At 41.4% G+C, this 14068-nt stretch carries 12 protein-coding genes; 4 read left to right on the forward strand and 8 right to left on the reverse strand.

The window, feature by feature from the left end; translation table 11 throughout:
• Positions 1 to 195 precede the first annotated feature (195 nt).
• The 3 genes from EHQ64_RS03215 (at position 196) to EHQ64_RS03225 (ending at position 3802) form a co-directional block, all read left to right on the forward strand.
• The gene (locus EHQ64_RS03215) at positions 196 to 708 is read left to right on the forward strand and encodes a hypothetical protein (protein WP_135648070.1); all 513 of its coding nucleotides are present in this window, start codon (positions 196 to 198) and stop codon (positions 706 to 708) included.
• A complete protein-coding gene (locus EHQ64_RS03220; RefSeq protein WP_135648071.1) occupies positions 705 to 1565 on the forward strand; it encodes a penicillin-binding transpeptidase domain-containing protein in 861 nt (286 codons plus the stop codon). The genes EHQ64_RS03215 and EHQ64_RS03220 overlap by 4 nt, the downstream gene beginning before the upstream one ends.
• A 77-nt stretch (positions 1566 to 1642) precedes the next feature.
• Entirely contained in the window at positions 1643 to 3802 is a 2160-nt protein-coding gene (locus EHQ64_RS03225) for a cation:proton antiporter domain-containing protein (RefSeq protein WP_135648072.1), read from the forward strand.
• A 2-nt stretch (positions 3803 to 3804) separates the two neighbouring features.
• On the opposite strand, the gene EHQ64_RS03230 is transcribed toward EHQ64_RS03225, so the two are convergent.
• The 7 genes from EHQ64_RS03230 to EHQ64_RS03260 form a co-directional block, all read right to left on the reverse strand.
• The gene (locus EHQ64_RS03230; RefSeq protein ID WP_135648231.1) at positions 3805 to 4476 is read right to left on the reverse strand and encodes a response regulator; all 672 of its coding nucleotides are present in this window, start codon (positions 4474 to 4476) and stop codon (positions 3805 to 3807) included.
• Positions 4477 to 4486: 10 nt separating this feature from the next.
• Positions 4487 to 7156 carry a sensor histidine kinase gene (locus tag EHQ64_RS03235; protein ID WP_135648073.1) on the reverse strand — a complete coding sequence of 890 codons (2670 nt, stop codon included), beginning with the start codon at positions 7154 to 7156 and terminating at the stop codon, positions 4487 to 4489.
• Positions 7153 to 7746: a potassium-transporting ATPase subunit C gene (locus EHQ64_RS03240; RefSeq protein ID WP_135648074.1), complete on the reverse strand. Its 594-nt coding sequence runs from the start codon at positions 7744 to 7746 to the stop codon at positions 7153 to 7155. The genes EHQ64_RS03235 and EHQ64_RS03240 overlap by 4 nt, the downstream gene beginning before the upstream one ends.
• Complete coding sequence (kdpB, locus tag EHQ64_RS03245) at positions 7743 to 9833, reverse strand: potassium-transporting ATPase subunit KdpB (protein ID WP_135648075.1); 2091 nt, start codon at positions 9831 to 9833, stop codon at positions 7743 to 7745. Before kdpB ends, EHQ64_RS03240 begins: the two co-directional genes overlap by 4 nt.
• Positions 9834 to 9846: 13 nt before the next feature.
• Positions 9847 to 11526: a potassium-transporting ATPase subunit KdpA gene (gene kdpA / locus EHQ64_RS03250; protein ID WP_135648076.1), complete on the reverse strand. Its 1680-nt coding sequence runs from the start codon at positions 11524 to 11526 to the stop codon at positions 9847 to 9849.
• Positions 11527 to 11535: 9 nt separating this feature from the next.
• Positions 11536 to 11619 carry a potassium-transporting ATPase subunit F gene (locus tag EHQ64_RS20510; RefSeq protein ID WP_135648232.1) on the reverse strand — a complete coding sequence of 28 codons (84 nt, stop codon included), beginning with the start codon at positions 11617 to 11619 and terminating at the stop codon, positions 11536 to 11538.
• Positions 11620 to 11994: 375 nt separating this feature from the next.
• The gene (locus EHQ64_RS03260; protein ID WP_135648077.1) at positions 11995 to 12708 is read right to left on the reverse strand and encodes a nitroreductase; all 714 of its coding nucleotides are present in this window, start codon (positions 12706 to 12708) and stop codon (positions 11995 to 11997) included.
• A gap of 106 nt (positions 12709 to 12814) precedes the next feature.
• Between EHQ64_RS03260 and EHQ64_RS03265 the strand changes: the two genes are divergently transcribed.
• Positions 12815 to 13408, forward strand: a complete 594-nt coding sequence (locus tag EHQ64_RS03265; RefSeq protein WP_135648078.1) for a TetR/AcrR family transcriptional regulator — start codon at positions 12815 to 12817, stop codon at positions 13406 to 13408.
• Positions 13409 to 13450: 42 nt separating this feature from the next.
• Here EHQ64_RS03265 and EHQ64_RS03270 read toward each other — a convergent pair whose 3' ends face one another.
• Positions 13451 to 13987, reverse strand: coding sequence for an LIC20153 family lipoprotein (locus EHQ64_RS03270; RefSeq protein WP_135648079.1), 537 nt, complete (start codon positions 13985 to 13987; stop codon positions 13451 to 13453).
• Between the last annotated feature and the right edge of the window lie 81 nt (positions 13988 to 14068).

Genomic DNA, 14068 nt, shown 5'->3' on the forward strand with positions numbered 1-14068 from the left:
TTCCGCCTTTTCTTTTTTCTTATTTTCGGAAGAAGCGCGGATTTTCAGTTTTGCTTTTTAAAAACTTGTTCGCTACGTCTGTGACATAAGGAAGGAATCGGGGAAGTGGAATTAGAAATACTTGTCTCCTAAAGAAATCTAAAAAACCTAGCTTACAGATCTAGAAATCTCGAAACAGAAAGAGCTTAAGAAAAAATGTCTGAACCTAAAACAGTCGCTTCCCTATATTCCGAATTCCTGGAGGAAAAAAAATTGAATCGTAGATTCGAACTCTCAGGGTATTATATAGGTTACGGGGCGTATGTGATCAGCTTAGGGATCGTATTCGGATTCAAGAATGAAAATCCGCTATTCGCGGCTATGTTCTTTTTCGGTTTATTTACTAGGGCTTCCAGCCTGATGATCGGGAGAGTATTCTTAGTACCTAAAGTTTTCTTAGGTCTATTATCTTCCGAAATCTCCGAAAGGGATTCTTCTTGGGAGACGATCCAAACCCATAAAGAGGAAATTTTAGGACGTTTAGGACGCAATATTTTCGGATGGAACGACTCAAGCCAACTATACTCCATGAACGAGAAAGAGCTAGCGGAGTTCGTCCAAAAAAATACCTCCATCAATTGGAGAAAGATCGGAAGGATCTTCCTTTTCTTCTATATCCCTATTGCAATTTTCGTAAGTTATCTCACGGTCTACGCCTGGTTTACATGAAGGCAATATTCAGTTTTTCTTGTTTAGTAGTATTCATTTCTTGTTCCGTTAAAACCGGAACGGATTCTCCTAGGCTCTCCAAAGAAGAACTAAATCTTTCGGATCGGAAAGTTTGTTTACTCCTTGCCGAATTGGAAGAAGGCACCTTATTAAAGGTAGGAGAAGAAAATTGCAAACTCACCTCTCCTTCCATGTACGTATTTCAACCTGTTCTCGCTTTGGCGGCCTTAGAATTAGGGACCCTAAAAGATCCTCATGGAAAATTCCCTTGGGACAAAACGAAATTCCCCTACCTAAGATGGCAAAAGGAACAGGACCTAAAAGCTTCCTTAGAAAGTTCCACAGTCTGGTATTTCCAGAAGATCTGGACGGATACCGGGAATACTAAACTAAAACCTTGGTTACAATCTGTAGGACTTCCTACAAACATCCCTTTAGACACTACTAGGACTTTCTGGATGGATGGAGGATATGTACTAACTGCGGAAGAGTTTTATCTATTCCTATGGAAAGTATTTAATGGAGAATTGGATATCCGCAGAAAAAATCTAAACTCTATACTCAAAGGTTTGGAAAGAATTCCGGGAGAGATCAAAAATCCTACAGGGACCCATACTTTAGATATTAGTTATGGCCCCTACTCTTCTTTCTATTCAGATTCAGGGACCGGTTATGGAGGAGGAAGAACTGTTTCTTGGTATTGGTTTTTCTGGAAGATCAAAAATAAGTCGTATCTATTCCTTTCTAGAGTCGAAAGCGAGTCGGAATCTCTCTCCCAAATAGAAGCGGCAAAATTTGGAACGGATTATCTACGAGAAAAAGGGATCTGGGAAAAATATTTCTCAGGATCGAATTAAGGATTCTTCTTTTCTACATTTCTTCATTTTTATAATATGGGAATAACTACGAAACACCGAGGTCTCTAGTTCTAAGAATGAAACGAAACGCGGTTTTCTATATAACATTATTGTTACTATCCTTTGGCGCCTTCATCCTTGTAGCAAAACAGGGTAAATTTTTAGAGGCGGATAAGATCGACTCCGCAACGGTTGCTGCCCAAACTGCGGTCGAGAACCTGGATGATCCGATCGAAACTTGGAAAAAAGCCGGGTCCAAACTCTGGAAGGGCTTTCACGAACCTTTACCTCTTCTATTACTACAGATCGCAGTAGTGATCATAGCCACAAGGATCGTGGGAAAGCTTGCAGTATTCGCAAGACAACCCTTCGTGATCGGAGAGATCCTGGCAGGTATTCTATTAGGACCTTCCTTATTCGGTTTATTATTTCCGGAACAATACCAATTCTTATTTCCAAAAGCTTCTTTAAGTTCCTTACAACTATTAAGCCAAATCGGTTTAGTATTTTTTATGTTCGTAGTCGGGATGGAGTTGGATCTAAAAGTCCTTAGAAACCAAGCAGACTCTGCGATCTTGATCTCTCACGCAAGTATTCTACTTCCTTTTCTATTGGGAGCGATACTTGCTCTTTCAATCTATGAAACATTAGCTCCTCCTAATATAACTTTCCTTTCTTTCTCATTATTTATGGGGATTGGTATGAGTATCACTGCCTTTCCTGTGCTTGCAAGGATCGTTCAAGAAAGAGGATTAACAAAAACTAAATTAGGAGGACTCGCACTTACATGTGCAGCCTCGGACGATTTAACTGCTTGGTGCCTCTTGGCAGTAGTGATCGCATTAGTGCAAGCAGGAGGACTTCTTCCTGCATTACTCACCATTATACTTGCATTAGTATATGTGTTGTTCATGTGGAAGGTTGTACAACCTGCAATGCATAGAGCAGGACGGATCTTCACAAATAGGGAAGCTTTCACCAAAATGGCGGTCGCACTATTTTTGCTCTTCCCGATCGCTTCCGCATGGATCACAGAATCCATAGGGATCCATGCATTATTCGGAGCGTTTTTAGCGGGAGTGGTAATGCCGGACAAACCGAAATTACGCACTCTACTCGCTGAAAAGGTAGAAGATGTAAGTACCGCCGTATTTCTCCCATTATTCTTTGCGTTAACCGGAATACGTACACAAATCGGACTCTTAAACCAAGGAAATCTTTGGTGGGATTTTGCCCTGGTATTATTCGTCGCGATCGCAGGTAAGTTTGCAGGAAGTTCCATTGCAGCAAAAGCTTCCGGAAATAGCTGGAAGGATTCTCTTTCCTTAGGTGCTCTTATGAATACGAGAGGACTAATGGAATTGATCGTGCTAAATATAGGTTACGATATCGGAGTATTGTCTTCCCAGATCTTCTCCATGATGGTGTTAATGGCATTGGTCACTACCTACATGACTGGCCCAACCCTAAATCTAATAGAAAGGGTCTTTGCTGTCAGAAAGGATTTAAAGGAAGAAGGTATACTACTCGCATTCGCATTACATTCTAGAGGGATAGATCTATTAAGACTCGCCTCCGGATTATTCCCGAATGGAACCAAAAATAAAGCGGTTACTGCGCTTCACCTTACTCCTGATTCCTGGATCTCGGGTAAAACTGCCCAAAAATATGAAAAAACGAGCTTCGAACCTCTATTCAAACTTTCTAAAGAACTTGGGATCAAACTAAACACATTATACAAGCCGTCTGATAATGTTACCAGAGATATATTAAAGACAATACAATCAGGAAATTATAATGTATTTCTGACCGGAGGAGCAAGGTCTCTATTTAGCGACGATGTGCTTGGAGGAAAAATCCGAACTCTTCTCTCCGAATCCGAAACGAACGCGGGGATCTTAGTCGCGGAAAAATTGGGAGAACTCAAACGTTTCACCTTAGCGGTTTACTCAGACAGAGACATGAGACTTCTGAACTTCACATTGTCTTTGGCAAAAAACATCGGAGCTAAACTTTCTCTTTGGGATCCTAAAGGAAGAGTTCCTCATCTCAGCCAAAAAGATAGAAATCTTTTAAAGAAAGAAAAGATCACTATCTTAAAGGGAGAGAATCCGCAAGTATTATCCGAAGCGGATCTTATCGTTTGCGGATTAGAAACCTGGGAAGAAGAAACAGAGTTTCGAAATTGGGAACTTGCAGATGGTTCAGGATTATTCTTAGTCCGATATAAAGGATAAGATCAATCTATAGATCTTAGAAAATATCCGACTCCGGGTTCTGTGATGAGTATCTCAGGATTTGTAGGGTCGGATTCTATTTTTTTGCGGATCTGATTCACATACACTCTCAAATATCCTGCTTCCGCCATTTGATTTGGGCCCCATAACTCTTTTAAAATTTGTGTTTGAGTTACTATCTTTCCGGGATAGGTAGCAAGTAATTTTAAAAAGGAATATTCTGTAGGAGTCAATCGGACCTCTTTTCCGTCTTTAGTTACCTTTCTTGTACCAAAATCCAATTCCAAGGAACCGATCCGAACTTTTACATCCGTTTTTTCAGGTGAAGAATGTCTTAATAGAACTCGAATTCTTGCGAGTAATTCTCCTACACCAAAAGGTTTGGAAAGATAATCATCCGCACCAGAATCCAATAATAAGATCTTATCCTTCTCTGAGTCACGAACACTCAAAACTAAAACCGGAACTTTAGAACCTGACTCTCTGATCCTCTGTAGGAACTCCTCCCCTCCCTTTTCTGGTAAACCGAGATCCAGAACGATCGCGTCCGGGCGAGCCATATAAACTTTTGATAATGCATCATCCACAGAGACCGCTTCTTCTACCTTATAACCTTCTTTTTCGAAAGCAACTCTCAGAAGTCTTCGGATTTGGATCTCATCGTCCACAATCATCAACACAGGACTAGACAATCGAATCCTCCAAAGGTGGGAAAGTAAGCACTGGAATTCGGATCAAAAACCTTGCTCCACCTTCTTGTCTATTTTCCGCCCAAATTTTTCCTCCCTGAGCCTCTACAAGTCCTCTGCAAATGGAAAGTCCGAGCCCTGTCCCATGTTCCGAACTAGAACCTTTGGTAAATTTTTCGAAAATTTTCTCTTCTTGTCCTTTTAGGATCCCTATTCCGTCATCTTCTACCGTTAAGAGTAAATGATCCTTAGGAACACTGGCTCGAATGATTATATTACATTTTTTCCCCGCATGCATAAATGCATTCTGCAAAAGATGCACAAGCACTTGGATCATCAATCTTCTATCCATTCTAACTAATGGAAGATTTTCATCCATTTTAGATCCCAGAGAATGTTCTCCTTTTTCATATTCAGAAATCCGAATGGTTTCATTCACAAGATCCGCCGGATCTTCCCATTGTAGATCCAATTTCAATCTGCCAGTCTCTAACCTCGACATATCAAGTAGATCGCTTACGAGACGATCCAATTTCTTATAAGCAATCCTTACTTCCGAATATAGATCCGACTTTTCCTTTTCGGAAAGACCCGTCTCTAACAAATCCAAGGAACCGCGAATTACAGTAAGAGGAGTGCGAAAATCATGGCTTACCGAATTGAATAACGCAGAATAAAACTTTTCAGACTCTTCTGCTAATTTCGCATTTGCACGTATCCCCAAAAGTTGGATCCTTTCGATCGCGAGAGAGATTTGGTTCAAAATGGAAAAGAGAAGATTTTCTTCTTCTAATTCTAAACTTGTTCGAGTATCTAAATTTAATCCGACAACTCCGAAACAACCGCCTTGAGTCAATAAAGGTAGGTATAAACCGATAGAAAGGGGGACCGTATCCGTATCTTTCCCGGACGGTTTTCTGTTTTGGAATGTCCAGGCAGCCAAGGCAAACTCCTTAGAGTCCGGAATAAAATCACTTTTAGGATGGGGAGATCGATTCAATAAGGAGTCCGAGTCTGTTAATAATAATAGTACTTGGCAATGAAAAGTCTCTCGTATCGTTTCCACAGCGACTGAAGCGATCTCGTCCAATGAATGTATCTTGGATAAAGAAATAGAAAGCCGATATAAACCGGATAGCGCCTCTTCTCCCGTTTGTAGATCTTCTTCCTTATCTTTTAATCTTGTGGTCAAAACTCCCAAGATGATCGCGAGAATGAAGTATGTCCCGAACATCATCCAATCTTCCAACTTTTCTATATAAAAGGTGAATTTAGGAGGAATAAATAGAAAGTTCCAAAATATTGCACTCAATGCGGAAATGATGACAACAGGCCCCCTTCCTACAAAGAGGGAAACAAACATTATAAAAAATAAATATATAAGCCCTATAGACCAATAACCAGCAAACGTATTCAGTAAAAGATTGAAAGAGGTAACCGCAAGTAGAGCCAAAAAGGAAAGAAAATACTGGATCGGCTTAGAACGAGTCCTTCTTAAAAATGGAATATTGGAAATAGCGATCTTTTCTTTTGGAATGATAGTAGGCGCAAGAAGTATCTGAAAGTCTCCGGCTTCTTCGCTCAATTTATCTATAAAGGACCCACCTCTAAAAATCCTAGATAGTCTTCCCTTACCACTTCTTCCTATAACTACATGTGTAGCCTTAGTCCTATGCACCGCCTTGATAATTCCGGAAACTGGATCCTTGTCGGAAGAATTTAAGATCTCTGCTCCGAGCTCCCTTGCAAGATGTAGATTCTCTCTCAGAAGTTCTTTTTCTTCTGCAGAATAACTTTCCCCTTCGTCCACATGTACAGCTACCCAAGGACATTTTAATCCGAAGGAAATTCGTTTCGCATAACGTATCAAATCCGCGGCACGAGGAGAAGCTGAAATAGCGACCAAAATTTTATCCGAGATCTTGGGGTCTTTCGTTGGTTCTAATCTAGACAACTCACGATCCACAAGTTTGGAAGTGTAATTTAGGGATAATTCCCTAAGTGCGGTAAGATTCGGGACTCTAAAAAAAGAATGAAGCGCCTGAGGGACTTTGTCTGTCGGATAGATCTTTCCTTCTTTTAATCTTTTAACCAAATCATCCGGAACCAAATCGATCAATTCTACTTCGTCGGCTAGCTCCAAAATGGAATCAGGGATCCTTTCCATTACAGGAGCACCTGAGATCTCCTCCACAATACCTGCCCTACTTTCTAAATGTTGAACATTTAATGTGGAATAAACGTCGATCCCATGATCCAAAATTTCCAAAACATCCTGATATCTTTTCGGATGCCTGGAACCAGGAACGTTTGTATGTGCAAGCTCATCTACAAGCACAAGGTCCGGTTTTTTCTCCAGGATGGAATCCAAGTCCATCTCCTCCAGATCAACGGATTTATATTTGGATCTTTTTCTCGGAATGATAGGGAGTCCTTCCGCCTGCTTTTCAGTTTCTCGTCTATTATGAGTTTCTAAATAACCGATCCATACATCTTTTCCTTCGGACTTTTCTTTCTGAGCATCTCGAAGCATCTCGAAAGTTTTACCTACGCCTGCGGCCATACCGAAGAAAATTTTAAACTTTCCCCTTGGCTTCGTATCTTCTGCACCTATCCTGGATAATAATTCATCAGGATCGGGTCGATTTTCTTCCGGAGGTCTCACTTTATACTTTTATCGTTTTTAAGAAATTTTTCTTCCGAGTAAATGGACTTTAGTTTTAGATTCAGTTTTAAAACGTTTATTTTAGAAGAACCGAATAAACCCCACTCCGGAAATTCGACAGACTCTTTTACAAATCTGTTTAAAAGAATTAGACCCTCATCACCGATCCCAGTATCCTTAACGATCAAAGGAATTTGATACCGGATCGCTTCCGGGCTCAAATGTGGATCCAATCCACTCGCAGACGCATATAGAAGTTCCGCAGGAACAGGCTCCGTTCCGCCACGACCTATCCAATATTTTCTTCTTTCTTCAACCTTCTTCGCCAAATCGGAACTTGTTGGTCCTAAATTTGAAGCTCCCGAAGAAGATGAATTAAATTCTACGGCAGAAGGTCTGGAATGAAAATATTTTTCCGATTCGAATGATTGGGCCAGTAATTCAGAACCTATAACCCTTCCATCCAATTCCACTAAAGAGCCGGAGCTTTGTTTCGGAAAACTGAGTTTAGAGAATCCATAAACTAAGGCAGGATAAAAGATCCCACAGATTAAAGTCCAAATAGAAAGTTGCAAGAATGCTCGGATCATACAAATCCTCCCTTCACAAAACCAAGAATTATATCGATCAGCTTAATCCCTAGAAAAGGAAGAATAAGCCCTCCAAATCCGTATAGAAAGACATTTCTCGCAAGAACAGAATCAGCGCCTGCCGGTCTATAACCCACACCTTTCAATGCCAAAGGAACTAAGAACACTAAGATCAGTGCGTTAAAGATCACTGCACTCAATACTGCGGATTCAGGACTTGCAAACCCGAGAACATTCAAAACAGATAATGCACCGATACCTGCGACCGGAAATAAACCCGCAAACATCGCAGGGAGGATCACGAAATATTTGGATACATCATTCGCAATACTGAATGTAGTCAAAGACCCTCTTGTCATCAGAAGTTGTTTTCCGATCTCTACGATCTCAATGAGTTTAGTAGGATTACTATCCAGATCGATCATATTTCCGGCTTCTCTTGCAGTTTGAGTCCCGGTATTCATCGCAACTCCCACATCGGCCTGCGCAAGTGCAGGAGCATCATTGGTCCCGTCTCCTATCATCGCGACGAGTTTTCCGCCAGCCTGCTCTTCTCTTATTCTTTTTAATTTTGTCTCAGGTGTAGCTTCCGCAATAAAATCATCCACTCCTGCTTCCGCAGCAATCGCAGCCGCAGTCAATGGATTGTCCCCTGTAATCATCACAGTCCGGATCCCCATCTGCCTCAAACGTGCAAATCTTTCTTTGATCCCACCCTTGACGATATCTTTAAGATGTACTACTCCTAAGATCTCACGACCTTCGGAAACTACGAGAGGAGTTCCCCCTTCTCTTGCGATCTCTTCAACTATATCAAAGATCTCTTTAGGATATTCTCCGCCTAAACTTACTATATAATTTCGAATCGATTCAGAAGCACCCTTTCTGATACCAGCTCTTTTACTTTCTCCTTCAGTAGGATCAAAATCCACACCGCTCATTTTTGTTTTTGCAGTAAATGGGACGAAGCGACCTCCTAACTCAGATAAGTTCCTACCTCTTAAATCGAATTTTTCTTTCGCAAGAACAACGATTGATCTCCCCTCAGGAGTTTCATCCGAAAGAGAAGCAAGCTGAGCAGCATCCGCCAATTTTTGTTCTGAAATACCGGGAGCAGGAACGAATCTTGTCGCCATTCTATTCCCTAAAGTGATCGTTCCGGTTTTATCCAAAAGAAGAACATCTATATCTCCTGCGGCCTCGATCGCCCTACCTGATTTTGCGATCACGTTCCTTCTCATCAATCGATCCATCCCGCTGATCCCGATCGCAGAAAGAAGACCTCCGATCGTAGTTGGAATAAGACATACTAAAAGACCAACTAACGCAGGAAGAGATCCTGCAAGTCCCAATTCTCCGCCTCCTTCATTACGACTATAAATGACCACGGGGACCAAAGCGGTAATTGCAACCAGGAAAACCAAAGACAGGGAAGATAAAAGGATAGAAAGCGCGATCTCATTCGGAGTCTTCTGCCTGGACGCTCCTTCTACGAGAGAGATCATTTTATCTATAAAAGTTTTTCCCGGATCCGTAGTGATCTGAACTACGATCCGATCACTCAATACCTTTGTTCCTCCAGTAACTGCGGATCTATCTCCTCCGGATTCTCGGATCACAGGGGCAGATTCGCCTGTAATCGCAGACTCGTCTACGGATGCGATCCCTTCGACCACCTCTCCGTCTCCAGGGATCAGATCTCCCGCTTGGCAAACCACTCGATCTCCTGTCCTCAAATCGGAAGAAGGTATAGTAATAATAGAAGATCCGCCGATCTTATTTGCCTGGGACTCTTTTCTCGTTTTTTTCAAGGACTCCGCCTTGGCCTTTCCTCTTCCTTCCGCTAAGGCTTCCGCAAAATTTGCGAATAGAACAGTAATCCATAACCAAAAGGAAACTTGTATTGCAAAACCAAGATTTTGATTTTCCAAAAACAGATCGTAAGTAGTAAGTATCGCTCCGACATATACCAAAAACATCACAGGATTTTTCCATTGGGATCTAGGGTCCAATTTACGGAAAGAATCCAGAACAGCTTTTAGAACCAGGGTCTTATCTTGAAAAAAGGAAGTATTTTTGTTTTTCATAAATTTCTAAACCTTAGAATTTAACTCCGTGCTGCAGAAGTATATGTTCTGCACCGGGGCCTAGGATCAAAACCGGTAGAAAGGTCAGAGCTCCCACAAGGAATATCACAGAAAGAAGTAATAATACGAACAAAGGACTTTCCGTAGAAAAAGTACCTTCTCCTTTTGGAGCGATCTTTTTCCCAAGCAAAGCGCTTCCTAAGGCGATAGCAGGAAGGATCACCGCAAATCTCCCTACTAACATACATACTGAAAGTAGAATATTATAAAATGGAGTATTTACATTTAGACCCGCAAAAGCGGACCCGTTATTGCCTGAGGCAGAAGCGAAAGCATATAAGATTTCAGTCAATCCGTGAGGCCCTGAATTAGACCTGGAAGAAAGAGCAGATCCGTATGTAATTGCAAAAGCAGTGCATAATAAGATACAAAGCCCCGGGACCAAAACTCCAACTAGCGCGAGTTTAACTTCTCTGGATTCTATCTTTTTCCCGAGATACTCCGGAGTTCTTCCTACCATCAAACCTGCAATGAATACGGTAAGTATCACATAGAATAACATTCCGATCAATCCTACACCTACTCCTCCAAAAACAACTTCTCCCAGAAGAATATTCCAAACAGCCATTCCTCCTGCTAAAGGAGAAAAACTATCATGCATAGAATTTACGGAGCCGTTGGATGCTGCAGTAGTCGCCATTCCCCAGAGAATACTCCCAGCAGAACCGAATCTAGTCTCTTTTCCCTCCCAGGTACCTGCAAAAATACTCTCGGACCATAGAGAGATGGAAAGACTTAAGAAAAATAATAAAGTCATTCCAATAAAAATGGACAGTCCCGCTTTCCAAGACTTGGTCCATCTTCCATAAGCAAAAGGTAATGCTCCTGGCAATAATAAGATCAGAATGGATTGGATCCAACTGGAGAATACGGTAGGATTTTCAAATGGATGAGCAGAGTTTACACCGAAAAATCCCCCTCCATTCGTACCTAATTGTTTGATCGCGATCTGAGAAGCCGCAGGCCCCAAAGGAATTTTCACTTCGGCTCCCTCTATCCCGATAGAAGTCACGTATTTGGAAAAATCCATGACCACTCCTTGAGAAACGAATACCAAAGCTGCGATAAAAGAGATCGGCAAAAGGATATATAGAATACTTCTAGTAAGATCTACGTAAAAGTTCCCGAGTCCTTCCGATTCTCCTGACTTAGAAACAAAACCTCTGACCATTGCTACGATCACGGCGAACCCGACCCCGGCACTTACAAAGTTTTGCACTCCCAAAAGGATCATCTGGCTAAAATAAGAAAGAGAAACTTCTCCCGAATACGCCTGCCAATTCGTGTTCGTAACAAAACTGACAGCGGTATTCCAGGCAAGATCCCAAGAAAGTCCCGGTTTCTCTTCCGGATTCCCCGGAAATATATTCTGAAAATGTAAACCGATCGTGATTAGGATAAGTCCGAAAACGGTAAAGAGCAACACATCAGAAATATATTCCTTTGCTCCGGAGGTCTTTGTCCTATCGATCTTAGAGATCTTATATATCAAAGACTCGAACCAGACGATCGGTTTAAACAATTTCGGGATCTCTCCTTGCATTACCTTGGCAATATAGATCCCGAGGATCGGAGTAATCAGAAAGAAAACCGCAAAATATAAAAAGAAGAAGATAGAATCATTTCCACTCATCTAGATCACCTAAAACTTTTCCGGCTGAAGAATGGAGAAGGAGAGATAGCAGCAAAGTACAATGACTAAAACAATTAGAAAACCGTATGACAAAAATTCCTCCAGACGGGGCCAAAAACTTTTTCCGTCGATTGGAAAAACCTAACCGGTTTTTAAGAATTCGTCAATGCGAACCTACATGAGGAACTGATTCTTTCGCGTTAAAAACGCGTTAAGATTTGGGAGAAGCCACAAAGTCGAAACTTTTCCTCAAGGCCACGCCAAACCACAAAGATTTTGTTGATTAGCCTTTCTCTAAATCTTCTTTTCTTTGCGTCTTAGCGTGAACTAAAAAACCCATCAAATTACACGCAAAGCCGCGAAGTAAAGAAGAGCTTCTATGTTTTTTCACATAGAAGAGCTCGATTATACTTCAAACCCTTAGCAGCTCCGCGTCTCTGCGTGAGAATCTAGCGCCTACTGTGCATCTTAGCTATAGAATTTAACTAAATCGGAAGTTTGTTCCCTCGGAGTATGAAACGTATTCAAAGTAGAATCCGGTTTAGGATACCCTAGACTTAAACCACATACCACTTTCTCGTTTTCGGAGAGACCGAGTTCACTTCGAACCACTTCCGGAAAAGCGGAAAGAGCGGCTTGAGGAACAGAACCTAGGCCATAACTTCTGGCAAGAAGCATAACCGTATTCAAAAAACAGCCTATGTCCAGAGCGATATAAAAGTTCAGTTCGAATTCTGTAGTAATAAAAACACCTGTAGGAGCTCCAAAGAATTCGAAATTACGAAGCATAAACTTATCTCTTGCTTCTTTATCTTTTCTTTCTATCCCGGCCGCACCGTAAATTTTCATACCAAGATCGAACATCCTACGTTTAGCATCCGCAGGAAAACCTGTTGGCCAAATCGTATCCGGAACTGGAGTCTCGGATTGTTTCGCTCTCTCTTGAAGTAACTGCGCCATTCTATCTTTTTTAGCGCCGCTTACTACATGCACTTTCCAAGGCTGGCTATTTTTCCAACTAGGGGCTCGTAAAGATTTGGAGAATAATTCCTGTAGAACGGCATCCTCTATCGGTTTCGATAAATAATCACGAATACTATGGCGGGTAAAAATCGCTTCTTCCGTGCTGGAAGCGATCCCGGAAATATCAATAGACTCAGTTTCAGAAGGTAAAGAAGACATATAGGCCTCCGATTTTGACTTGCATTTTGGAAAACCCGGTAGTATCAATAGACCAGGAGATCCGAACAGACAAGTCTGTCTGTTATTGGATCTCAAGAAGAATTAAATGTCAATCAAAGAAAAAGGGGTAAAAGACAGGATTTTAGAGACTGCAGTTCGACTTTTCCAAGTCCAGGGCTATGGGAATACAGGTATCAATCAGATTATCCAGGAATCCAAGACTGCCAAGGCAAGTTTTTACGATTATTATCCCTCCAAAGACGATTTAGGAAAGGCTTATATAGAATTTTATGGAAAAGAACAATTAGTTCTATTAGATAAATTAAGATCCAGATCCAAAACTGCTAAGGAATTTATACTTGCCTGGACCCAAATTCTAAGAAGACAAACTAGAAATAGCGAATTCGCAGGTTGCCCTATGGCGAATACGGTAGCGCAGATCGCTTCCAACTCACCTCCAATTTCAGAAGAGGTCAAAAAGATCTCAGAAAGAACAATCTCATATTTAGGCGATTATATGAAAGAGATGCAAAAGAAAGGACAAGTCCCAAAGGCCGCGGACACACAAAGTCTTGCTCGTAAGGTATTTGCCTGTTATGAAGGAGTATTACAGATTTGGAAACTAACCGGAAAGGTTTCCGCGTTGGACGATTTGCCTGAGATGGTAGATTCTATTATTAAGAGTTCAGGAAGGAAATAATCTTTCCGACCAAAAAAGATCGGAAAGATTCGCGAATAAGAATTAATCTTGGTAGTTTACGGTAGTCGAAATTTCCGAAGTTCCTACGATATAAAGTAGGAAGTAATAAGAACCAGCGACAGTGTTCGTCCAAACGAAAGTGTCCGGAGCTGGATCTCCGAAGTTCGGGTTGTTAAATTTAGAAAGACCATCTACGATCGCACTTTCTGCCAGTGGGCAATCAGTTGCCTCATATACAGTAGCTTCGCCAGCAGCTTGAGGATTTTCTACTACGTTTGCACCATTTAGAGTTACAGTATCACCGACCTGAGCACCTAAAATTTCAATGATCGCAATTGGGTGATTTACGAATGGAATTCTTCCCCAAGTTACAGTGGCTGCTCCACCGTTTTTAGTAGTTCTTGTACGGTTTACACCCACAGCAGCTTTTCCAGGGAAATCGACTAAACAGTCTCCCCCACCACCAAGTGCGTTTAAAATTGCTATATTTGTAAGGCTGTCATCCTCGTCTTTTTTGCAATCAGTTAGGGAAGCTGAAAGAAAAAGCACCAGTAATAACCAAATTGATTTTTGTTTCATTTGATTTTGTCTCCACAGAACGGTTGTTCCTAATACTCGTTTCGCAAGAACGGGTCTGAGTTTCAATCTCATTATTTACAA

Origin of the sequence: Leptospira sarikeiensis, from assembly GCF_004769615.1 — a bacterium.
Classification (GTDB): Bacteria; Spirochaetota; Leptospiria; order Leptospirales; family Leptospiraceae; genus Leptospira_B; species Leptospira_B sarikeiensis.